The sequence below is a fragment of the Candidatus Cloacimonadota bacterium genome, assembly GCA_020532085.1.
Classification (GTDB): domain Bacteria; phylum Cloacimonadota; class Cloacimonadia; order Cloacimonadales; family Cloacimonadaceae; genus Syntrophosphaera.
The window spans coordinates 12,408-35,806 of sequence record JAJBAV010000020.1 but is presented as its reverse complement, the minus strand read 5'-3'; the positions used below and the strand labels follow the sequence as shown (position 1 = coordinate 35,806).

Below are 23,399 nucleotides of genomic sequence, written 5' to 3'. Positions count from 1 at the left end.
TTCATTTGCCTCCCATGTTGGCGATTTTGGCGTTCGAAGCCGCCACGATCAGGGTTTCAGTCAGGTTGTTGTGGCGGGCCGCGGTTTTGTAAAGCTCGGTTTCCAGGCGGTTGATGGGGTATCCCTCATAGCGTTTGGGGTCTCCCAGCACCAGGGTGTCCAGGTACAGGTCTTCGTTCAGGACCTTCAGGGGCGCGCTGTTGCTGTGGTTCTGCTTGATCCAGTCCTTGTAGGCCGTGCAGAAGTCGTTGATCACCTTCAGCTCGTCCCTGTGGGCCATCACGTCCGCGGCTTTCAGCTTCGCTTTGCGCAGCCAGGCCACCTTGTTCAGTTGGGAGGTCTTGTCTCCCTCCACCAGGGCGTAAAAATCGGAAACATAGAGATAGAGCAGGGCAAACCGCTCCAGGGGCAGGGCCTTCAGCTGGTCCGGAAGGTCGCCGGCCGAGACGCTGTTGCCGCCGTGGCCTTTCTCGGAGGGATTTTCCACATGGATGCGGTAGAAGTTCTTGAAAGTTTTGTCTTCCCGCTTCCAGAAATCCAAAGCCGCGTAAGCCGCGAACAGCTCGATCATGTGGGCGTCATTCTTCTGCTCCTTGCTGCCGATCTGGTAGTTCTCGTATTCCTTGCAGTTTTCCATATCGTCGCCCAGGATGTAGTTGGAGTCGTTGCCGCTGAATCTGTTCTGGTAAAACTCGCAGGCGGCCTTGGCGTTTATCATGAAGCTGTTGGAATCCGGCAGCACCTTTTCCTTCTTGTACTGCATCAGGTTTTTGGGGTCCGGAAGCTTGAAATAGGGCAGCAGCAGGGCGCCGCCAACCTTGGCCAGGGGTGCCTTGTTCTTGATCAGCCGGCTGATCACGGGATAGCCGGAAGCCCCGGTGCCACCGAACACGGAGGCGAACACAAACACCCGGGAATGGGGGTCTGCCGCCAGGCTGCCCGTGAGCACATCCCAAAAGGGCGAGTTCTCGATGTTGGTCATCAGGATCGAGCCGATGGACGGCACGCCCCGGTAGCCCCGGGCCATGTCCATCTCCAGTTCGTCGCCGCTGAACAGCAGATCGGCCAGATACTTGCCGTTGCCCTTGTCCAGCGTGGTCTGGTATTCGATGAAATTGCCCAGGGTGTTCATCCCCGCGTTCAGCCCGGAATTGGGGTCGAAACTGTTGGGGATCTGCACGTTCACGTCCGGCCTGGTCTCGTCTTCGTTGAAGATCACGTCTGTGTAAAACAGCGACTGGGGTTCCGGGTTGTTGATCTGTTTCCGGATCTCCCGGTAGCGGATGATCAGTTCCTTGGTCCGGTTCAGGTTGCCGTTGCCGTTGTCCGGATCCACCAGGATGGGATGAAGCTTCTGGGGGCCCAAACCCATCGCGCAGAGGTATAGCAGGGATTCCAGGCACCTGGCGCCCGTTCCCCCGATCGCAAAAACATAGTATGGCATCTGTACTCCCTATTTGAAAATGTATTCACCGATCCGGGCGAAATGCTTCTTGGGCCCCATGGCCCCGCTCAACAGATAAAAGGCCGCTATCTCCCAGATCAGCGTGGAAACCACGTGGTTCAATACGAACAGCGTCTTGTAGTTGTCCCGGGCGATCTCGTCCGGAATGGTGGAACTGAGCCACAGGGCGTAAAGCAGGGATATCAGCAGCACCCCGGCGAACACGGAGAAAAATTTCAGCGGCTCTTTGTCCCGGTTGTAAGGCAGCACGGCGTAAAGCCCGCAGCCGGCCAGGATCAGGATGGCCGCTCCCAGGATCCCGGAAAGCATGTAGCCGCCCCACTGGTTCAGGGCGGTCTGCGGCCAGAAGAAAAAGTAGAAGATGTTTTGGGGCATGGGTCACTTCCTTTTTATGTATGCGAAATATTGTGTTGTGGCCAGGTGTTTGTAATCCTCGAAATTATCCATGATGAAGCGCATCCAGGGCTCCAGCATGTAAGTCTTGTTCAGGTTGCCCGGCTTCGTGTCGTCATTCGTGCTCAGTTCCGCTATCCAGGCGGGCAGAGTTTTGCGGAAGGTGAAGCGGATGAGGTATTGCCCCTTCGCGTTTTGGTTGAAGGGGATCTGGAAGCTTACCCTCTCGCCGTCAGGTTGCACCTGGATGCTGCCTCCGCAGCCCTTCAGCTCGGTGTAAAGCGTGTCCGCCTTGCCCTGGTAGGCCAGGGCGTAATCCAGGGTGCGGCCGAATCTGTCCTCATATCCCGTGAAGTTGAAGCCCAGATGGTCCGTGCGCCCCTTGCCCAGCTTGTACCAGGTGGCGGGGAGGTCCAGGTCGTCGCCTTCGTCGAGGAAGTTTTCCGGGTCGTTCACCAAGTCCTTGGGCTGGGCGTACCTCAGCTGGTTGGGCACGGTGTTGCCGAATTCGAAGGAGTATGCGAACAGATCGCCGATCTTGCTTTGGATGAATCCGGCGTATCTGCGGTCGCCAAAGGCCAGGCAATACAGGGGGCGGGTGCTGCCTTCCGGGGCCTTTATCCTGGAGTTCACCCTCTCCGTGTAATATTCACCCTGAAACTCCGCCTGGGTGGCCAGCAGCGCCAGAAATCCGTTCTCACCCAGATACTCCTTCAGCAGTTTGGCAAAGATCGCCCTGTCCTGCTCGGCCCGCTCCGTCGATTGCACCATGTCCGTGAAGATCAGGTTCACCGAGTTCGGATCGTCTTTGATGTGCTTCTCGAACGGCAGGCACAGATCGGTGTACTCCTGGGAGTAAAAACTCCGGTTCGATATGGTGTGCAGCATTTTCCTCAGGTCCCCTTCCAACTGCACGGAATCGCTCCCGAAGCCATATAGCTGGATCTTCGCTTTGGGCGGGATGCGGCTGACCACGGAATTGATGATGTTCTTGAAGGTCTTGTACTCCTCCGTGAACCCGTGCATGCTGGCGCTGGCGTCGATGAACACATTGAAGTTCAGCGGGGGGTCCGGGTCTGCCGTGCTGTCCACCCCGAAGGGCTCCTCATATTCCCCCAGCCCCTCCGGCGGACCATATGTGCCGCAACTTGCCAAGACAAAAATACATGCCGCTGCCAAAACCGCAAAGGCACACCAGAAAATGCATTTGGCCATCATTACCATCCTCCCTGGGAAACGTTGCCGATTCCAAAAAGTGTTGGAAGGATTCAATTCTCACTTGCAATTATCTGTCAAGAAAAAGATGCCCCCCCCTGTCAGCCCGGGTTTTCAGCGGCGGAAATCAATAAATTCACAATTCCGAAAACCCGCGTTGATTTATTATATCTCTGTCTGGCAGTTGGTTATCTAATAAATAAGCAAAAAACAGGCCTCTGTTGCATACAGGCGTGGCAAGGGGTGGGTGGGGAGTGATGGCAAAGATAAGTTTATATATGGTATGTAGTTAGTATATATATAATATTATATAGTAATATATTATATTATAATTATAGTTATATTGGCACTCTTCCCTTTCCTCCCCCTTCCTGCACCCCTGCTGAATATAGAAGAGGGCTGTTTTTGCTTATTTATTGCTTATCTCATAACCCCTCAATGCTTTAATAAATAAACAGCTTCTGCCGCCCTTGTTTATTTATAGATTTTCCCAGGATACCCTTGACATCCCCCGTGTTGTTACCCACTATTAATAGAGCCCCCCTGTGCCGCCTCCCATTCACATCCCAATCACTTCCCACTGACTTCCCAAGGGTTCCTTGGGAACTGAGGGGGAGGCGATGAGGAGGCGGACAGGCAGGAATTAACGAACAATCTACACAGAGGCACAGAGGCACAGGGAAACGATCCGCGTCGTCCCGGAATGACGTAACGGCTGAAACCGTAGCCGGAGGATGCCGATCCTCCGCACCGTCCAAACCTGTAGCCGGAGGATGCCGGTCCTCCGCAAAAGGCCACGCCACGAAAGACAAGGCGGAGCTTCAGCAAGCTCCGGCTACACCCGCCACCCCACCAACACCCCCAAAACCCATTCGTGCGAATTCGTGTAATTCGTGGACAAATACAAAGGAGGAAAAACATGAAAGTCTACTTCAAAAACATGCTGCAAGCCTATCACGGCGCCTGTGACGGACTGATCTACTACTACAATCCCCGGCTCAACCGCCTGCTGGTGAGGCCGCACGTGAAACCCCGGCTGAACGAGAACAACCGCCGCTTCGCCGCCATCGCCCGCAACCTGAAGCGGATCGCGCCCTCCCAGGCCTTCATCACGGACCTGACGGTCTACACCGACATCCACAGCCGCCGCGCGAAGGAAGGAGGGCCCATCTACAGCACCTGGTACAGCGCCTTCCTCAAGCTGATGTACGCCCTCCAGGCCTCGGATCCCGGCATCGACCTGGAATTCCTGGAGCGCATCCACATCGAAAACAACGACCTCCCCTGCCGCAGCGTGAAAAGGGCCGTCGAAGCCGGTCTGCTGGAAGCCGTTCCGGGCTATGAGCTGCTGGATAAGCTGATGTGAGCGAAGGGAACGAATATGAAACTACCAAACCAGCGGAGGGCGGACGGGAAGGGCAAGGGAAACACCTTCAAGAGATGAAATTCGTTGAGTGAGTGCATAGCACAACCTCCAATCCAGAAAACAAAGGCCGGCCTGGGATATTCGCCAAGCCGGCTTTTAATTATGGAGGATGCACGCCCTCAGGGCCGGACACTGTTCCGCCCCACTTTTGTCCACTTTTTAGGAATGAAACGCGGATGGAGCTTGGCCATACATAGATTGTGAGTAACGAGGCATGTAAGAGGCCATCAACAACTTGAGAAACAATGAGTTACAATTTACACCAATATATGGGACTCAACACGCATGCCTCAGAGGTCGTCTTTTACATCGGATAGTCTTCCCATGATCCCTCGCGAATGATTCTGCGCATGAGCGCTTCGATTAAATTACCCTCTTTTCTGATCAGTCGTATCCTCTCTTTTAACAGATCCATGTATTCATCTTCCTGCTTTTCTGATACTGCACGGTCTTTGGCAAGCATATCCCCAAATATTGTGACGCAGTATCTGTCTAATTCGAGGCCGAGAGATTCGAAGTCATCGGATAGTGTCATGTATTCTTCATATCTGGTTCCCAGAGGGCCGTAGTCTGCATAAAACTCATCCATGCGTTCATCAATGCTTTCAAGCCTCAGTTCAAAATCCCCGAGCTGTCGTTCAATCTCCCTTCGTTCTTTCATTTTTTTGATAAAACATCCAGGAACGATTAGCGCTATCACCAGCAAAAATATAACATAGCTTTTCATTTAATATCCTCTGCGTAAAATATAGCATGCGCACCCCTTGAAAGCTGTCATACTAAAACGTGATTTCCGGATCTTTTTATCAACCCAAATAATCCTGCTTTCTGAGTATTCCTCTATGGCTTGATCACCATTTTCCTCAGATAGATCACATTTGTTTATAGATATCCCATACTTCAATTGCGTTATCAATATCACTTTTAGATACAGAGACCTTCATATTTTTCATCTTACCTCTGATTTCAAACGATACTGGTTCGCCTTTCTTCAAACTAGTGAAAACCTCCTCTAGTATCCGTGCTTCAGCCTTCTGCACTGCTCGTTTATACTTGTCATCAGCCGCGCGATAAGCATCCATGTCGTACCCGTATTTATCAGGATAATCTTCCATTTCTGGTGCTATCATGGCTGATAATGAATCAGTGGTTAAGCTGAATATTATGGACTCACTAACCCCGTTATTTTCAGATAACCATGAACCTGCAGCATTATACTCAGGTTTTTTAATATCCCATTGGTGGGTACCAATTTTCATTGATATCTCTCTAACAAGAACAACTTGATCCAGTTCTAAGATCAGTTCAAATTCCTTCTCGTCTTCGTTGTCCGCGAAGAAATGTGTTGCACGTGCTTTAAGGTGCGCATTGGAAGTTTGGTTATCAACTTCAACTTTCTTGCAGTTGTTGATTCCGATAGTCACAAATAGTAGTGCGATGATGTATAGATATTTTTTCCACATGGCTTTTCCACCTATTATGTTTATTTAGTTTACCCTCGTTTTAGTCTTTCTATTTCCTTTAACAACTCGGATTTCCAGTTACCGCCACATAATGAAATATAGACGAGCCCTGCAAAATCAGAAGGGATCTCTACATTTTTATGGTTAAGAATAAACACTTTCTTTCTACCTAAGCTACCCCAGAAGAATCCAGTTTCTAGCATTACATTTTGCCGTATTCTTGGTTTCAGAACACTTTTCCCCTTCATTTTCCCTTCATCATCTGGAGACCAGATACATACTGCAAAATCTACCTGAGCATGACATTCAAATTTCTCGATCACTGTATTCCCCTCGTTTTCTTTATCACTCAGAACTATGTAATCTATCTTTATACTATCTAGATATTCTTTAACCATTCTATTCCAATATTTATCCCTACCAAGAACAATAAAGCACTTTAATTTCTTTGTTTTCGTATTTGATTGTCGATCTTTTTGAATTACTCTGATCTCTTTTAAAGCAGTCAGTTGTTGAATTCTATTCCATCCGTGTTGTGTTAAGCTACATATTCTATCGCCCATTTTAGTTTTGCTCATGAACGTTATAAAATTTAATTTATTTGCTAACAATATCAGCTCGTTTAACTCATTATCTGAGATAACACGCATTAACGGATAATCATATTCCTGAATTGATATGTTATCCTCGAATTGGTATTTAGTTTTATTAAGCATATAAATTAACAAAATATCTACTTTATCTAAAAGATTTTCGGGGATAGGGATAGATTTTCTTAAATCATCTATGGTGCTCTCTGAAATCAATACTTCTTTGCCCGTTTCCTCATATTTATGCCTAATAGCTATGCTTAATAGTCTACCTGACTTGTTGATTTTTACACTCGGTCTATCATGCAAAAATCGTGATTTCATCCTCCAGCCATACAACTCGTATCTTCCACAATACTGACAGTTTATATGATATCTATTAGCGTAGTCTTCCGTTCGTACATAGTTCTGCTTGAGTTTATTTTTACAAACCGGGCATCTTTCTAAATATTCTTCCATTTCTCATCTCTCCTTATTGTTGGTTTATTGAATCATCTGACATAATGCTTACGTCAAACAAGTTATCCATGAAATGCCTTAGAGAGGATCGATCGCTCTATTTTATCTATCCTTGCCATTGCATTTTGATATTTGGATTCCAGAGAATCAGCTAATGTGAATAGTTGATTTAATCTTTTCATTATCTCTGCTTGTTCTTCGATAGATGGGACGGGCACAGGTATGAAAGACAGCTCTTTTTTGTTTATTTTTGGTAGGACGCTTCTTTCACCGGCTGTAGAAGCAAGTTTGACAAACTGAGGTGATAGTATGTAGTAAAGCAGATAGTGTGTGTTGATGAAACTTGTTAGAGGATACATATCAGCGCTACACAAACCATCGAAATCAACTAAGACTGCTTTTGATAAGTAAGGTCGTATCTTGGAATAGATTATCTGACCAGAGTGGAATAGGTGCTTGGGGCTGGTAACTCTGTCTTCCGCTATAGTATTGTATGATAAGAGTTTTCCGGATTCCTTCTCAATATTGTCAGGAGCAATATGCGCATGACCTTGATAATCTGCAGGATTTACCAAGTTGGATGCGATTTGGCATACATCTGTGAATGCCATTATAGACCATTCCTTAGGTATTTCACTTTCGATAACCCTTAGAGTAGTGTTTGATTTAACAATATCGTAGTGAGTTACCAAGTGATGTTCCGCTCTCCAATCTTCTGTCAGTCTGCCGGAACAAGCGGCACTAAGAACACTCTGACGGAATTTCTTGAGTAGTTTGGGGATTGTCTCAAGTCGTGCCTTAACCTGTCTGACTTTTGGAAGGATTACGCTTAATCTTTCCACTATCTGTCGTTGTATATCTTCAGTTGGGAGCGGTATGTCCATATTCCAGAATAAGTCAGAATTCACATGTGGAGTTGCCATACCCTTGGGATTCTGTTGGATAACTGGATACATTAACTCAAGAAAGTACCTAAGGTATAGTCGATTAACACCCACTGGACTAAGGCACATTAGAGTTGATCCAATAGCTCCTTTTTGGCTTGAACCAATCAACCCAAAACGGGCACCATCCCATACAACTAAGATATCTGTTTCGACACATAAATTAGAAGATGCGACATCTGCGTATTGCTTGATTATACCCTTTTCAAATGCCTCTATGTCGATGTATTCTACTGAACCTGGAAACTGCTTTACATCCAGTAGCTTGGGCTTTTTCCCCTTTTTGGACTTTACAATTTTATGCAGCTTTGCTGTTGGCCAGTTATTCAGGGGCATCAATGGGCTCCAACAGGTTACAAATCTCATTCAGTTCATCCAATATAGCTTCAAGTTCACTCACAGCTTCAGTGATAAGATCAAGCGGTTCTGGTAGATTATCTGGATCATCCAAGGACTCATCCTTTAGCCATTTAATATCCAGATTGTAATGCCTGGCTTTAATATCATCAATGGAGAAAGCCCTGAATCGACCAGTCTCCCCTTGATTTAATCGTTTGCTGGAACCATTAGGATCATTGCCATAGCACTGTTCGAAGTCTGTGAACATCTCGGCAGTAAGAGGTCGGTCTTTTTTGGTACATGATGGGATATTAGAACGGCAGTCGTATATCCAGGTTTCCTTAGTTGCTTTACCCTTCTGAAAATAGATCACGTTAGCTTGGGCATTAGCATAGGGAATGAAAGTCCCTCTGGGCAAGCGTAAGATAGTATGGAGATTACAATCTGCCATCAGGATTTCAAAGACATCACCGGCTTTGTCTTCGAAGAGGCAATTGTCAGGCAAAACGACTGCAGCCCTACCACCTGGCTTTAGAATTGTGAGGATGTGCTGCATGAAGTTCAGCTGTTTGTTGGAAGTCCGGATGGTGAAATCATCCCGCTCCGGCGCTTCTCCCGCGCCTTTGGTGCCGAAGGGCGGATTGGTGAGGATAATGTCATAGCGTTCACCCCTGTCCGGTTCGTAGATGGTGTCGCCCAGGTAGATGGTGGGATTGAGCCCATGCAAAAACATGTTCATCAAGGCCAGGCGCCGGGGACGTGCCACCAGGTCCTGCCCAAAATAGGTTTGTTCTTTGATCCGTTTGATTATGCCTTGGGGAAAGGCACCTTTCGTTTCCTGGATCAGCCATTCATAGGAAGCTATCAGAAAACCGCCGGTACCGCAGGCGGGGTCACAGACGGTGAGCGTTTGTTTGACGGGATCCGGTTTCATCAGCCGGACCATTGACTGGATCAGCACCCGGGGGGTAAAATACTGTCCCGCCCCTTTTTTCCCTTCGCTGGCGGCTTTTTCCAGCAAACCCTCAAAGGCTTCTGCTTTCACGTCCACCCCCAGAGCGGACCAGTCTTCGCCATCGATCACATTGAGGATCTTCTTCAAGGCAACAGGATTGGCAAACTTGGGCATGGCTTGGGCGAAGATATCGCCCAAAAGCCCCGGAGCTTCGCGCAGGCTTTGGAGCACCGCAAAGTAATGGTCGATCAGCCCGGTTCCGTTTTTCTGCTTGAGGGTGGTCCACTCGCAGTTGGCAGGCAGTTCAATCTCCTTTTCTTCAGCCATCTTGATGAAGAGCAGATAGGTGAGCTGTTCTATGTAATCGCCATAATCAATGCCATCATGGCGCATGGTATGGCACAAGCCCCACAGTTTATTTACGACATCAGCCATGTATTTTCAAACTCCTTAAGCGGTTATCCTGAGGTTAATTTCGGAGATGATCTCGTCCAGAAGCGGCCCGAAAACAGTTCTGGCCCGGGACAGACCGCCATGCATTTCAAAAATGGGGACAAAGGTTAAGGCGTGTTTGTCGAGGGTGAGGTTTTTGATGAGATGTTCGCTGATGAAGCCGAGCCATTGCAATTGATCAGAATTGAAGGCGTGGGTTTGGATCATCTCCCCGATCACTTTCTCCACCCTTTCCCGGGCGGTGAAAAGGGGATAAACCTCATCCTCGGCGTTGTGGATCATGGAGATGATATCAGCCATGGCCTTGTGGCCTGATCTCTCATGGGCTTTTTGAACCTTATCCTCATCAAAGCTGTTCTTTTTGAGTTCATTGCGCAATTCGGCAAGCGCGTCAAAATTCCATTGCCAGGGGTTGTTGAGCAGGATGGACAAGGCCTCGATCCTGTTCTTGTTCTGCTTCACGAATTCGGCGAAGGCATCCAGGTAATCTTCCGGCCTCAGCTGCTCGTCGCCGATCCGGAACATGTATTCGGAACTGACGGAGTCTCTTTCAGCATAGTCGATGTAAAAAGGCTTTCTGGCCCGGTCATAGTTTACAAGCAAGTCTTGGAACTTGGGATCCCGCAGGGTTCGCATCGTACCGGGGAAATCATCCTTGAGCATTGCCTTCAGGTTGTCGGCAAAGCCTTTCACGTCGCCATCGGGAATATAGACCTCAAAAGCCAGCCTGGCTTTGGCGCTCATGGTCTTAGAGATCCGGCGCAGGCGCTTGATCAGGCGATTCTTGTTGTATTCGGGCTCGATGTTGTTCCAGATGTTCTCAATGATCTCCCGAATGGAGATTGTTTGACCCTCTTCGCCAATATCGATGGTGAAGTCGGTGGATTTTTGGAAATACTGGATAAGGGTGCCATCGAAGCAATCAAAGATGGTGAAGCATTCTTTGTTGATCTCGGTGCACTTCCGGGTTCCCCGGCCCAGCATCTGGGTCCAGAGGATACGGGATTTCACGGGCCGGAGGAAGACAATGTATTCCAGCGCGGGGATATCCACCCCGGTGGAGAGCATGTCCACCGTGACCACCACGGCAGGTTCAGGCCGGTTGCGAAAGCGCCTGATCTTTTCCAGAGGCTTGTCCACGTTGGGATTTCCGGTGATCTTTTGCACAAAGTCGTCGCCTCGGTCCAGAATCTCCCTGGCCGTATGAACAAGCTGGTCCGAATGGGATTTATGCTGGATGTCGTTGACGGCGAAGATCAAAGTTTTGGGGAATCTGCCGGTGCGCTGTTCATGTTCCAGGGCATAGCTGAAAATCTCGGTGAGGATCTTCCGGTTGCTGTCCAGAGAGGTGATGTTCTGCTCTATCTCACTGGCATCGAACTCCCTTACGTCTTCCAGGGCGTCGATCCTTTCCTGTCCGGTCTCGGTGTCTTTGAGCCCTATCTTTTCGCCTTCCTCGAGGAAAATGCCATTGATACGGACGTTTGAGTTTATTTTCACTGCCTCGTAATCCACCAAAAAGCCGTCCAAAACCGCCTGTTCATAGCTGTAGCGGTAAACCGGCTGTCCGAAGATAGCGGTGGTGTGGGCTGCAGGAGTAGCGGTCAAGCCGATCTTGATGGCATCGAAGTGATTGATGGTGGCGCGCCAAATTCCCTCGTCCTTGGGCGTGTAGCCCCGATGACACTCGTCCGCGATGATCACGTCAAAGGCGTTATTGGCAATATCGAGTCTTGCGGCTTCATCGTCAATATCGGGATCATCGCCCTGAATAAAAGCGTTCTCTCTGCCGAAGAGATTCATGGCCATGCGCTGGATCGTGCAGATATAGACAAAGGACTTGGCAGGGTCGGGTTTGGTGAGATGGCTGTTCGGCAACACTCTCACATCAAACTTATCGCCATCTTCAAAATCCTCGCTTTGGAAGCGTTGGCTGAAGACTTCGTATTCCTGGCTGAATTTGTATCTGGAGGGCGTCTCGAAAGAGTGGAAGGCAACTGCGGCCTGGGCGGCCAAAGCGCGGCGGTCCACGAGAAAGAGAACCCGCCGGGCAAGTCCGGACTTCAGCAGGCGGTAGATCATCGCCACCGCGGTAAAGGTTTTCCCGGTACCTGTAGCCATGGCCAGCATCAGCATACGTTTCCCGGCGCAGATGTTGTTTTCTATCGCCTGGATAGCTTCAGATTGATAGGGTCGGATCTTTTCGAACTCGATGGGATTGAGCTGAAACCAGTTGTATGACTCTCCCATCGACTGATTGAATATGTCCCAGAGCGCTTCAGGGCTATGGAAGCCGCTGATCTCCCTGGCCGAGTAGGCGGCGCCCCGAATATCCGCAAACCAGGATCTGACGCCATTGGAGGAATAGATGAAAGGCACCCGGAAAGCGTTCCATTCGCCAATGGTGTTGGCGCAGCCCAAAGAGTAGCGTTTGGCCTGTTCCAAGGCGTTGTGGGCGTCGATCGATACTCTCTTGGCTTCAATGATCCCCAAGAGTTTTCCTTTTACAAACAGGGCGTAATCGGCAAAGCCATTCTGGGTTGGGTACTCTTCCACAGCATGATTGGTCAGCAGAGAAGTGTCTCTAACCTGGCTAAAGTGGATGACCTCCCACGCTGGATAGAGTGATCTAAGCTGGGTGTCGATACGCTCTTTCCGGGTATGCCATTCAGATTCGTTCATATCTCGCTCTCAATCGCCCGGGATGATAAACGGGCTCTTGCACTATCCTGGTTGGTTCTTGAATGATAAACATCGCTGTATCTGACTCGTCCATCATAGACTTATTTAAGTTTTCTCATTCGAATACATTCGGAATATCTGTCAAGCAAGATTTTTTTATTTGGGTGAAACAGGCCTGGATTCGATTCACCCCTCGGCCAACAAGTTGTCCGGCGAGTACCCCGACTGAGCCTTGTCGTTGGCGCGACTACCCCAGAATGACGGGCTGGTGTCCGGTGGCCTTGTTTGGTTTTCTTCTGTGTTGTGCTATCCACATTGAGTGACATATATAATTATGCCTAAAGATGCTGAGTACTCCATTTATCCATTTTTCGAGCGGGTTGTCCTGATCTGAAAAATGCCTTTTCGTGGTTATTTATACCAAACCCGCGAAAACCTGTGGTAATTTTTACCACGGTGCATAACATCTTTGTTGACAAATGATTAAACCTTATTTGAACGTTAGCCGGACAAACTTGTGTGGTGTTTTTAAACACACCATTAAATCGATATACTTACATAACTATCATATTATCAATATGTTATGATGCCCAAGGTTTTGGAATGGAATATGCTAAGTTTACCGCTATTTGTACAATTGGCTTTCAAAGGAGAGAGCGCATGCAAAAACTCGCATTACAACAACTGGGTATCTTGAAAATGTATTCAAGGGATATAGGCATGTATTTTTATTCAATTAAGATGCAGTCAATTGCAAGCATGGCATAGTTCAATATCCCATGATGGTCTCATGGTTGGGAATGGCTGAATCAGGCTATGTAAATGTTTGAAACAGGCTAAAACGCAATGCGATCTATGTTACTTGCCGAAGGGAAGTTGACGTGACAAAACCCCATGCGCAGTTTTTGAAACTATGGTTTGAATACGTCGCAATACCTTTGCTCTGCATTGTCACGGCATGCATGGTATATTTGATATACCCTCCCAGTAATGTTTTTGTACAGAAAACCATGAATCTGTTTGACCTCGGTATTACATGTGATCTCGACATTCTGCGAAACCCAATTTTAAGAGGGGCAAGGAATTACCTGCCGGATTCATTGTGGGCATTGGCCTTGCTTCATATTTTAACATCACTATGGAAACCTAAACAGATCGGAGGATGCATCTCTCTTGTTTCGCTTTATTTGGTGTTTACCATGTCCATTGAACTTGGGCAATTATACAGATTAATTCCCGGCACTTTCGATATCTATGATGAACTAGTGTATGCTACAATGGGATTATGCTATTTGTTGATAAGCATATCCAAGAAAACCAAGCTAACAAATAGAAGGAGAAAAACCAATGAAAACTGAAGGTAGAATTGTTCTGACCGCAATTATCTTGTTGGTGTTTGCTGTTTTGGCAATTGCCAGTGGAGACACAGGAAGTAGCAACGGATCGTCGAATTCCGGCAATGAACATGCAGGCCAATCTGGTAGCCAATCTGAGTCTGGAGAGAGTTCTAACTCATTTGGGGGGGGAGTGAGTTTCTCTGCGGATGAATCCGGTAAGGTAACAGGCACACCGGGCACACAGGTTTTCGAACGTGGCGAGATTTCGGTTGATTTTTCATCCGGATCTGTGAAAACCGAAGGGGTGGAAGACTATAGCTCCTCAGGATGCAGAATTGAAGACAGGTACGATTCCAGTTACCATTTGTATATGTTTCAAGGTTCAAGCTTTGCATTCGATGTGGATATGCCCGGTGGAGTTACATCCGCTTCACTACGAATCAGACACTTGACGAGCGCGTCGGGAAGCGAAGAAGGATATGCTCCTGTATCATTGTATGTTAACAATAGCAAGGTGGCAAATTGGTCATCATTGGGCGGGTCTTATCAGGATGATTATTACGATATCTCCAGTTATCTCAATTCGGGCAGCAATAGGATCAGTTTAAATTATTCGTCTGGATCCGGGGAAACTGGATATTGGGTCAAATCTATTAAACTAGTTATATGACAAGTCAGTCATATGGATGCCAGCTGACACGGACAGGCTTGGCCTCAGCTCAAACGACCAGTTTCACTGCCTCGCACTTTTAAACCCAACTGAGTTGGCCAGGTCGCTGGCGCCAGTGTCTTTTTTCGCCCGGCGCCAGCGGGGACCAACTCAGGCTTTGAGCTGATTGTTCAGCCAGGAGAAGAGTTTGGCGGTCACCTCGGCTTTTTTGTAATACCACTCGGTGCTCTGCAGGCGGTAGTATTTCCAGTTCACGCGTTCCAGCACCTGCTGCTGGTCCAGCGAGGCGCTGATGAATTCCTGTCCGGTGCGTCCCTCGAGTCCATCGCAGATGATGGCGATCTTGACGTCGCCCTGGCAGATGGCGAAATCGAGGGTGTAGTTCCCGATCTTGAACTGGGGGATGAGCTCCTCCCGGAATCCGTTCCCGCAGAGGGCCTGGCAGACCTGGCGGCCGAAATCGCCGAGGTTGGCGTCGGTCTGGCTGAGAAGGGCTTCCGGGCTGGTGTCGCGGGGCTTTTCCCTGGCGCTGAGGCCTCCGTAGTGGTCCATCAGGCGGCGGCGGAGGTTGTCCTCCTTCATTTTGGCCACGGCTTCCGGGGGGAGGCTGTGGACGATCACGCTGCGGTAGATGGCGCGGCTGGCAGCCACGTTGTAGATGCGTTTCATGGCCTCGCTTTCAGCCACCACGGGGGCGGAGAATTCCAGTTCGCCTTCTTTTTCCACCACCCGGGGCGAGGCGGCGATGGTGAGGAAGATGATCTGGCGCTCGTCGCCCTGGAATTCGCGTGAAGTTCCCACCAGCAGTTTGAGTTCGTCTTCGTGGCTCTTGACGGCATCACTGGAGGCGAGGGCGCGGATCAGGGCGTTGCGGTGCTGGACCTTGGTGCTGTCCAAGGTTAGGATGCCCACTGTGGGCAGGAAGGGGATCTCCTTGTTTTCAAATCTTTCGATCAGGCGTTCGATCTCGCTGGTCACCCGCTCGGCCACGCGGATCTTTCTGAGGTCCTTGGGATCGTCCTCCACATAAATGAGTTCCACCGGCGCGCCGAGGTTCCTGAGGTTGTTGGTGCGCAGGGGGATGATGCGGCCGGCATAGAAATTCTGGTTCGAGAAGGCGATGATCTCCGGCAGGCAGCGGAAGTGCTCCACCAGGCTGATGTAGTTGGGGTAGGTGACGCGGCACATGGAGTAGATGCTGTTGTCGGATTCGGTAACGTTGAGGGTCTGGCGGAAGTCGTAGCCGGGGAAATGGCGCTCGAGGAGGTCACCGACGCGGGCTTTGGAGAACTGGTTGGAATCCACGACCACGGCGGTCTGGTTGGGATCGCCCACGATGATGGAGCGGCGGGAGCGGAAGATGAGGTTGTAGGAACTGATGTCGCACTGGCTGGCTTCGTCCATGATGAGGAGGTCGAATTGGGCGGGGGCGGCGTCGGAGAAGAAGGTGATGGCGGCGCGGATGGTCATGATCCAGACGGGCACGGCCTGGCGGGCGCGGCGCATGTGTTTGGCCGCCTCGCGGAGGTTGAGGGCGTGGTTTTTGCCGTAACCGCGGCCGGCGTCGTTGAGGGCGATCAGCCAGGCGGTGAGGGCGGCCTTTTGCTCTTCGGTCACCTTTTGCTGGAGGCTTTTCCAGGCTTTGAAGGCGATCAGCTCCGTGGTCTTGTGAAAGAGGTCCGCCCGCAGATGGTGCATCCGCTCCAGGTCCTCGTCCAGGCCGGACACATAGGGGGTGACGGTATCCAGCACGGATTGCTCCTTGCGATACCACAGGGCCGCGTCGATGGCTTCCCGGCTGATCTCCAGGCGTTGTTCGCGCTGGGCGAGGTCGCGGCAATGCTGAACGGTGAGGGGGAGCTTTTGGAAAAGATCGTTGTAGAGGTCGTCGAAGGATTTCATGGTATAGACGCGCGACATCAGCTTCTGATATTCCGCGTAGGCATCACGGTATTCAGCGTAGCTTCTTTTGCGCACGGCCCCGGCCAGTTCGGCCAGTTGGGGATGATAGAGCCTGTCCAGGCTGAGTTCGGCGTGGTAATCCTGCAGGGCGTTTTCGGCGGCGAGGAGTTCCTGAAACGCCTTGAGGCCTTTCAGCCAGGGCAGCTGATCTCCTTCGGGATCCACCCAAAGGTCCAGGGAGGGGGCACGCAGGGCCCGGAGGGTTTCGTTCAGGCAGGTCCAGGTGAGGTAGTATTCACGCAAGGATTGGAGAAAGAGATAATCCTTGTAGCTGGAGAAGCTGTGTTTCACCTTGAAGTTCTCGCGCAGCAACTGGTTGTATTTTTGCACCAGCAGGGCAGCCTTCCCCTTCATCTGCAGGTGGGTGCGCAGGTTTTTAAGCTCGTGCAGCTCATCCACCTTGCTGCCGTCTATCCGGCAATCGCCGACATGCTTCTTGATGCCCATGATCCGGTGCGAGAACCAGTCCTTAAGATCGTTTTTCCCGCCGGATTTCTGCTCGATCAGCTTGTCTATCACCTCCAGCAGGTCCTCTGGCTCCACAGCCTCGATGGGTCCGAGCTCAAACACGTGGCTCACCAGCTGGCTTTCGGCCTCCTCCACAAACCGGAAATCCTCCGCGCAACTGCCCAGCAAGGCTTCCAGCAGAATGGGGTTGAAGCCACCGGAGGAGAGGATGAGCTGGCCGGGGCCGCCGGCGAACTTTTTGAGGGCCAGCTCTGCCTGGTCCAGCTGCTGGAAAAATTCGGGCGGGGCCAGGAAGGGATCGTAGCCATCATACAGGGAACGGTCGATCGCCTTGGCCAGTTCCTCGGCTTCCAAAAACATGGAGGCCACGGTTTCAGGATCCAGAAGGCTGTCCACGGGCAGATATTTGTGGCCGGAGAGGGCGAAGTCCTCCGCCCTGACCGCGGAAGCCAGGCTGTAAAGCTGCAGCAGCTTCTCCGGCAGGCCGGTGGTGTCCTGCTGGTAATGGATCTTGTCCAGCACCGGCAGGCCGGCGGGATCGGCCTCGATGAATTCCATCGCCCAAAGGTGGGCCGGCTTGCAGACATCCAGCCCCCGTTCGGGGTCCGTGAGGCGGAATTCCTGGTTGTTGGCGGCGATCTTGCGGTTGATCTGGTCCTTCATCTCGGAGTACTTTTGGAAAACCTGTTCCTGAGCGTCCACGAGCAGATTCAGGGTTTTGTCGCCATATTCCCTGCTCATGTTGGCGATGATGGAGCCCACGGAGTTCTTGAGCATTTCGTCGCTGCGGCCTTCGTTGAGCACGGCCACGGAGAGGTCGCGGATGGATTCCGGGATCTGGTTCCGGATCACGGTGAGGGCCTTGGCGTTTTGGGAGACCACCAGGATGTTCAGCCCGTTGGCCACGCTGTGGGCCACGATGTTGGCAATGGTGTGGCTTTTTCCCGTTCCGGGAGGGCCTTCCACCACCAGGGCGTCTTCGGTGGCGATGCGCTCAATGATGCGCAGTTGCTCCTTGTTGTATGGTTTGGGAAAATGCAACTCACCCTGGAGGCTCTGGGGCGGCTGTGCCTCCGGGAAGGAGCCGTCTCCCACCACGAACATTTTTTTGAAGAGGTTGGGAATGGCGGCGGTGTTTTTGGCGGCTTCCAGGCGGTCGATCTCCTTGATGATGTTGCTGGCGTCGCGGTAGATGAGGGTGTTCACCTCCATGATCCGGGTCTGGATCACGGGGGAAAAGCTGAAGACCAGGTTTTTTTCGGGGATCTCGTCGTGAAAAGCGTAATCCAGCCTTTCACCTTCCTTTAGCGGTTCCTTGCCCTCCGTGAGTTTGTCGCCCAAAAAGAACTTCACCGTTTTGGAGGGGAAGGAATCCAGGGTGAGCAGGGCAGGGTCGAAAAATTCGGTGTGCATGTCCTCCGGATAGAAGCTGAGGAGGTGGATGCCGCTGTTGAAGGCGCTTACGGCGGAGAGGATTTCCTCCTTGCGTTTTTCGATGCTGGCGGGGCTGTCCTTGGGATGGAGGTCCTTCAGATAGGGCAGGAAATGCGCGTCGCAGGTGACCCCGGCGGTGACGGCGTCGAGCGAGATCTGGATGTTGCCCTTTTTGAGTTCCATGATCAGGGGAACCTGGTAGAGATAGTTGCGGTAGCGCACAGCCCCCATCTTCATGGCCACCAAGCCAAAAGACAGGGCCAGTTCCAGCCGGGAGCTTCCTTTCACCTCGTAATAGAGGGTGTGGAGGCTGTCATAGAGGGCGGCCAGTTGGAGGGGCAGGCGGTTGGCCTGCCAGTGCGCTTCGTAGGCCTTCTTATAAGCTTCGAAGGGCTTTTTAAGCTCCGGATGATTGGAAAAGTAGTCCCATTCTGCATCGGGACTTGGTTCCGTGGTGGCGACGGGGGCCTCGTCGTCTTCCCAGGCGTCTTCCTGGGTGAGGATCACGCGCGGGCCTGGCGACGGCACCGGCGGAGCGGTCTTCTTTCCTTTAGTCAGGGGGATCTTGTCCAGATAGTTCAGCAGGGGCATGTCGTTGTGCCTGGGAGTGAGAGTGAGCCAGGGGGAAAGGCGGGGATCGGGCAGGGGTTCCGGATTCAGCTCGGGTTTGCTGATGGAAAGCAGGACGTTGGTGTTGGATGTTTGTTCATGACTGGATTTGCCCTTTTTGGCCGGCTTTGAGGCGGGATCTTCCTCACCTTCGCCAAAGCGGACGGAAAAGTACTTGGCATACTTACCCTGGCTCTCGGCGTGAAGCTGGATCAACTCCTGCAGGGTCCAGGCGTTCATCCCGAACTGCTTGGGATTGCCCTGTTCCGCCAAAAAATCGCCATACAGGCCGGCGACGTCATAGAGGTCCCTGATATAGGTGAAAAGATTCCTCAAAGGTGTCTGAGATATAGCCATGTTCAAACTCCCTGAATATTTACCTTATGAACGCAAGCTCAGGGGGCCGCGTGAAAATGTCAATGATTTTCCTGCTTGGGTTCCTTTGGACCCGCCCGGAAAAAAAGCGCGGAGAAGCCCTCAAGATCCTCTCGAACTTGGACCGGAATCAATGTGCCATCACCAGCCTCAGGGTTTGGGCCTGTCCTTGCGCCCGGATCTTCAGCAGGTAGATGCCGCCGGGGAGCTTGGGAAGCTCGAGGCGCAGCCTGGCGGAGCCGGTCTGCTGTAGTTTAAGGTTGGCGATCTTGCGGCCTTTGAGGTCATAGAGGCTGATATCGGTGCCGCGGGGGATGGTGGCGTTGAAACTCAGTTCCGTCCAGCTTTTGGCGGGATTGGGAAAAAGGGTGGCGCTCCAGCCTGAAACCGGGGGGACGGCAGGGTCATCGGCCTCCACGGGCGAAAACCCGGTCAGGAAATAGATCCCGGCCAAATTGAGGACGTAGAAAGAGGGCGTGTTCACCAGGGGAAAGACCTCCAGAGCCCAGACGGGATAATGCAGCACGGGATGCGACATGGAGATGAGGCTGTCGTCGGGAGCCTTCAATTCCAAAAACAGTCCGTTTTCGTTCGGCTGGCCCCAGCCCAGGGGCAGGTAGCCAGCGAAGTCCGGACCGATCTGGTTGAGCCCGGTGGTGTAGAAGACCACGTTCCAGGTGGCGCCATAATCCAGGGAGCGCCAGAGGCCGTCGGAATCCGAGCCGTCATTCATCAACCCGTAGAGGATGCCCTGATCGGTGAAGCGGAATCCCTTAAGCAACGTCATCGGGCTCATTTGCCAGCTCTGGCCGGAATCCGCGGAGTACCAGACGCCGTTGCCAATGTTGGTGACCAGGTGTTCTCCGTGCCAGGCCAGGCTGTTGCATTCATACTTGCCGATGGTGTAGACCCAGTTCCAGTCGGCGCCGTCGGTGGAAAAGAGCAGGCCGGTGTCGTCACCCACATAGAAATTGCCGTTGCCGGGGTATCTGAGCAGGAAATTGGGGCGGTAGAACCATTCGTTCAGCTGCCAGCTGTGGTTGTTCAGATCGAAGTTGTAAACCCCGTCGCTCCAGAAGCCGGCGCCCATGGCCAGCATCAGGGTGCTGTCGTTCAGCAAACAGGATCCGGTGATGGGCACGCCCTTCAGGTAAGAGGGATACTGCACCCAACCGGTGCCACTGTTCAGTTGGAGGTAGGATTGGTCTCCCACGCAGTTGCCCAAAACCAGGGGGTTTTGTTCCAGATTTACGTGCTCGATGCCCTCGACCTCCAGGGCGTAAGGAAAGATCTCGAAAGCGCCCAGGGCCACGGTGAGGCCTAAAAACAGAATCATGAAGCTCTTGTTCATGGCTCACTCCTTTTGCTTGTTTCTCAAGCAGTTACCGCAGAACAAGCAATTTTCGTTCCCCAATAATAAATAAAATACCGGATCCGGAAGGACCGGATCCGGTGGCTGTGGTTCTGTATCCGATTATTGAACGGGGATTTCGTCCATGGCTATGCCGCAGGCTTTGGCAACCCCTTCGCCGTAGGCGGAATCAACCTTCCAGCAGTTGATGATGTGGCGGACCTTGATCTCCCGGGGAGCGTCGCCCAGGTTGCGCATGGTGTTGTCGAACAGCACCTGTTTCTGCTCCGCGCTCATCAGATGGAAGAGGGCCCGGGGCTGGCTGTAATAATCGTTATCATCCTCATGGAAATTGTAGCGGTCGGCGTCGCCTTCCAGCGGGAAGGGCGGCTCGGAGAAGTTCGGCTGGTCCTGCCATTCGCCATAGGAATTGGGATCATAACCCCTGGTGGCGCCGTAGTTTCCGTCCAGGCGCATGGCGCCGTCGCGGTGGAAGGCGTTCACCTCGCAGCGGGCTTTGTTCACGGGGATCTGGTGGTGGTTGATGCCCAGACGGTAGCGTTGGGCGTCGCCGTAGGAAAAGAGCCTGGCCTGCAGCATGCGGTCGGGTGAATAGCCGATGCCGGGGATGATGTTGGCCGGGGTGAAGGCGGCCTGTTCCACATCCTGGAAATAGTTTTCGGGGTTTTTGTTCAGTTCCAGCACGCCCACCTCGATGAGGGGCCACTGCTTTTTGGACCAGACCTTGGTGACATCGAAAGGATTGTAAGGCAGAGCGTTGGCCTCTTCTTCGGTCATCACCTGGATGGACAGGGTCCAGCGGGGAAAATCGCCTTTTTGGATGGCTTCAAAGAGGTCGCGCTGATGGCTTTCGCGGTCTTTCCCGACAAGTTCTTCAGCCTCGGCGTCGGTGAGGTTTTTAATGCCTTGTTGGGTTTTGAAGTGGAATTTCACCCAGACGCGGTGGTTGTCCCTGTCATACATGGCGAAGGTGTGGCAGCCGTAACCGTTCATGTGCCTGTAAGAGAGAGGGATGCCGCGGTCGCTCATGGTGATGGTGACCTGATGGATGGCCTCCGGCAGCGAACTCCAGAAGTCCCAGTTGTTGGTGGCGCTGCGCAAGTTGGTCTTGGGATCGCGCTTCACGGCGTGGTTGAGCCCGGGAAAGCGCAGGGGATCGCGGAAAAAGAAGACCGGGGTGTTGTTGCCCACGATGTCCCAGTTTCCCTCTTCGGTGTAGAGCTTGAGGGCGAAGCCGCGGATGTCGCGCTCGGCGTCGGCGGCGCCGCGTTCTCCGGCCACGGTGGAGAAGCGCACGAAGCACTCGGTCTGCTTCCCGATCTCGGAGAAAATCTTCGCCTTGGTGTACTTGGTGATGTCGTGGGTTACGGTGAAAGTGCCGTAAGCGCCGGAGCCTTTGGCGTGCATGCGGCGTTCGGGGATCACCTCGCGGTCGAAATGGGCCAGTTTTTCCACCAGCCAGACGTCCTGCATCAGCAGCGGTCCGCGCTTTCCGGCGGTGAGGATGTCGTTGTTGTTCGGCACCGGGGCGCCGGAGACGTGGGTGAGTTTTTTCTTCTTGTCGTCCATGGATGTGCTCCTTATTAGTTTTTACGGTTCTTGCCTGGTTTGTTCAAGCAGTTGTTGCAAACGCCGCGCACCTCCACACTCAGGTCCCGGGGCAGGCCAAAGGCCAGGCTTTCGGAGGGAATGGAGAGGGCGCTGAGTCTGGGGTTCGTGAAGTCGCGGATCAGTTCGCAGCGGAGGCAGATGAAATGGTGGTGTGGCCTGGTGTTGGCGTCGAAACGCTGAGTATCGTGGTGAGGGTGTACCGCGCTTACCAGTTCCAGTTCCTCCAACAAACGGAGGGTGCGGTAGACCGTGTCCAGCGAGACGGTGGGAAAGCGGCGGCGAAGTTTTTTGTGCACCTCCTCCGCCCCGGGATGGTCTTCGCTGGAAGCCACGATCCGGTGGATGGCCAGGCGCTGGGGCGTAACCCGTACGCCGCGTTCCTTCGCCTTGGCCAGAAAGCTTTCCAAGCGTTCGGCAAATATCTGTTTGGCAATCATGACGCATCCTGAATAGTAATGATTCCTATGTGGGAACGCGTCGAAATCCTGTCAAGGGAAAAGTTCAACCCCCGCACGATACTGCCCTCGATTGGGGCCCGGAGCGGATGCCGCGCACAAAGGGGTTGACAGGCCGGAGCGGATGGCCAGCCTGGTCTCATGCTTGAACATGAAGAACCCCAATACCCCGAAGTGAAGTTCTGCCAAGGCTGCGGAGGCCGGCTGGTTCCCAGGGAGGACCACGAGGGCAAAGCCCGCCTGGTCTGCGAAGCTTGCGGCCGGGTGCAATACAAGAATCCCATCCCCGCTGTGGCCGTCCTGGTGCTCAACGCGGCCGGGGAACTGCTGTTGGTGAAGCGGAAACTCCCTCCCAGGGCGGGAATGTGGGCCCTGCCCAGCGGCTATATGGAGATATATCTTACGCCCGAAGAGAACGCCGTGGCTGAACTGAAGGAAGAAACCGGGCTGGAGGGTGAGGTGGAGCGCTTCATCGCTTGGTACTACGGCTACAGCCCCATCTACGAGCGCGTGCTGAGCCTGGGTTTCCGGATGCAAGTGACCGGGGGAAAACTGCAGGCCGGAGATGATGCTGAGGAGGCCGTGTTCCATCCCCTGAAAGAACTGCCGCCCATCGCCTTTGCCGCTCACCGCAGCTTCATCAGGCTGGAGACAGGGCTGGAGATCTAGCGGAGTTATCCCCACGGCGTATCTGGCCGGCCTGTTCTGGCCGGAGGGAAATC

General features: G+C 52.3%; 17 protein-coding genes. 4 read left to right on the top strand and 13 right to left on the bottom strand.

The genetic code is table 11. The features are described from left to right. Position 1 precedes the first annotated feature (1 nt). Genes LHW45_06605 through LHW45_06595 form a run of 3 tightly spaced genes read right to left on the bottom strand, consistent with a single transcriptional unit; the run spans position 2 to position 3,073 of the window. On the bottom strand, positions 2-1,444 hold the full coding sequence (locus LHW45_06605; protein ID MCB5285244.1) for a hypothetical protein: 1,443 nt from the start codon (positions 1,442-1,444) through the stop codon (positions 2-4). 9 nt (positions 1,445-1,453) lie between these two features. After that, positions 1,454-1,840, bottom strand: a complete 387-nt coding sequence (locus LHW45_06600) for a hypothetical protein (GenBank protein ID MCB5285243.1) — start codon at positions 1,838-1,840, stop codon at positions 1,454-1,456. Positions 1,841-1,843: 3 nt separating this feature from the next. Next, positions 1,844-3,073, bottom strand: a complete 1,230-nt coding sequence (locus tag LHW45_06595) for a hypothetical protein (GenBank protein MCB5285242.1) — start codon at positions 3,071-3,073, stop codon at positions 1,844-1,846. 919 nt (positions 3,074-3,992) lie between these two features. Here LHW45_06595 and LHW45_06590 point away from each other — a divergent pair. Beyond that, the gene (locus LHW45_06590; protein ID MCB5285241.1) at positions 3,993-4,439 is read left to right on the top strand and encodes a hypothetical protein; all 447 of its coding nucleotides are present in this window, start codon (positions 3,993-3,995) and stop codon (positions 4,437-4,439) included. 364 nt (positions 4,440-4,803) lie between these two features. Here the strand turns inward: LHW45_06590 and LHW45_06585 are convergent, their stop codons facing one another. From LHW45_06585 to LHW45_06560, 6 genes are all read right to left on the bottom strand, one after another. Beyond that, positions 4,804-5,226 (bottom strand): hypothetical protein, encoded by a 423-nt coding sequence (locus tag LHW45_06585; GenBank protein ID MCB5285240.1) that lies wholly within the window; start codon positions 5,224-5,226, stop codon positions 4,804-4,806. A gap of 145 nt (positions 5,227-5,371) precedes the next feature. Beyond that, the gene (locus LHW45_06580) at positions 5,372-5,962 is read right to left on the bottom strand and encodes a hypothetical protein (protein MCB5285239.1); all 591 of its coding nucleotides are present in this window, start codon (positions 5,960-5,962) and stop codon (positions 5,372-5,374) included. Positions 5,963-5,991: 29 nt separating this feature from the next. Further along, complete coding sequence (locus tag LHW45_06575) at positions 5,992-7,011, bottom strand: nucleotide-binding protein (GenBank protein ID MCB5285238.1); 1,020 nt, start codon at positions 7,009-7,011, stop codon at positions 5,992-5,994. Positions 7,012-7,073: 62 nt separating this feature from the next. Next, entirely contained in the window at positions 7,074-8,291 is a 1,218-nt protein-coding gene (locus LHW45_06570; GenBank protein ID MCB5285237.1) for a restriction endonuclease subunit S, read from the bottom strand. Further along, positions 8,278-9,684, bottom strand: coding sequence for a type I restriction-modification system subunit M (locus LHW45_06565; GenBank protein ID MCB5285236.1), 1,407 nt, complete (start codon positions 9,682-9,684; stop codon positions 8,278-8,280). Before LHW45_06565 ends, LHW45_06570 begins: the two co-directional genes overlap by 14 nt. Before the next feature lie 15 nt (positions 9,685-9,699). After that, positions 9,700-12,384 (bottom strand): DEAD/DEAH box helicase family protein, encoded by a 2,685-nt coding sequence (locus LHW45_06560; GenBank protein MCB5285235.1) that lies wholly within the window; start codon positions 12,382-12,384, stop codon positions 9,700-9,702. Positions 12,385-13,265: 881 nt separating this feature from the next. Between LHW45_06560 and LHW45_06555 the strand changes: the two genes are divergently transcribed. Continuing rightward, complete coding sequence (locus LHW45_06555) at positions 13,266-13,742, top strand: hypothetical protein (protein MCB5285234.1); 477 nt, start codon at positions 13,266-13,268, stop codon at positions 13,740-13,742. After that, a complete protein-coding gene (locus tag LHW45_06550; GenBank protein ID MCB5285233.1) occupies positions 13,732-14,391 on the top strand; it encodes a hypothetical protein in 660 nt (219 codons plus the stop codon). Before LHW45_06555 ends, LHW45_06550 begins: the two co-directional genes overlap by 11 nt. Positions 14,392-14,541: 150 nt before the next feature. Here the strand turns inward: LHW45_06550 and LHW45_06545 are convergent, their stop codons facing one another. From LHW45_06545 to LHW45_06530, 4 genes are all read right to left on the bottom strand, one after another. Continuing rightward, positions 14,542-19,221, bottom strand: coding sequence for an AAA family ATPase (locus LHW45_06545; protein MCB5285232.1), 4,680 nt, complete (start codon positions 19,219-19,221; stop codon positions 14,542-14,544). Positions 19,222-19,369: 148 nt separating this feature from the next. Next, positions 19,370-20,590: a T9SS type A sorting domain-containing protein gene (locus tag LHW45_06540; protein ID MCB5285231.1), complete on the bottom strand. Its 1,221-nt coding sequence runs from the start codon at positions 20,588-20,590 to the stop codon at positions 19,370-19,372. A 123-nt stretch (positions 20,591-20,713) separates the two neighbouring features. Continuing rightward, complete coding sequence (locus LHW45_06535; GenBank protein MCB5285230.1) at positions 20,714-22,180, bottom strand: catalase; 1,467 nt, start codon at positions 22,178-22,180, stop codon at positions 20,714-20,716. A gap of 14 nt (positions 22,181-22,194) precedes the next feature. Continuing rightward, positions 22,195-22,659: a transcriptional repressor gene (locus tag LHW45_06530; protein MCB5285229.1), complete on the bottom strand. Its 465-nt coding sequence runs from the start codon at positions 22,657-22,659 to the stop codon at positions 22,195-22,197. Positions 22,660-22,818: 159 nt separating this feature from the next. Here LHW45_06530 and LHW45_06525 point away from each other — a divergent pair, with 159 nt between their 5' ends. Beyond that, positions 22,819-23,346 carry an NUDIX hydrolase gene (locus LHW45_06525; protein MCB5285228.1) on the top strand — a complete coding sequence of 176 codons (528 nt, stop codon included), beginning with the start codon at positions 22,819-22,821 and terminating at the stop codon, positions 23,344-23,346. Positions 23,347-23,399: the final 53 nt, after the last annotated feature.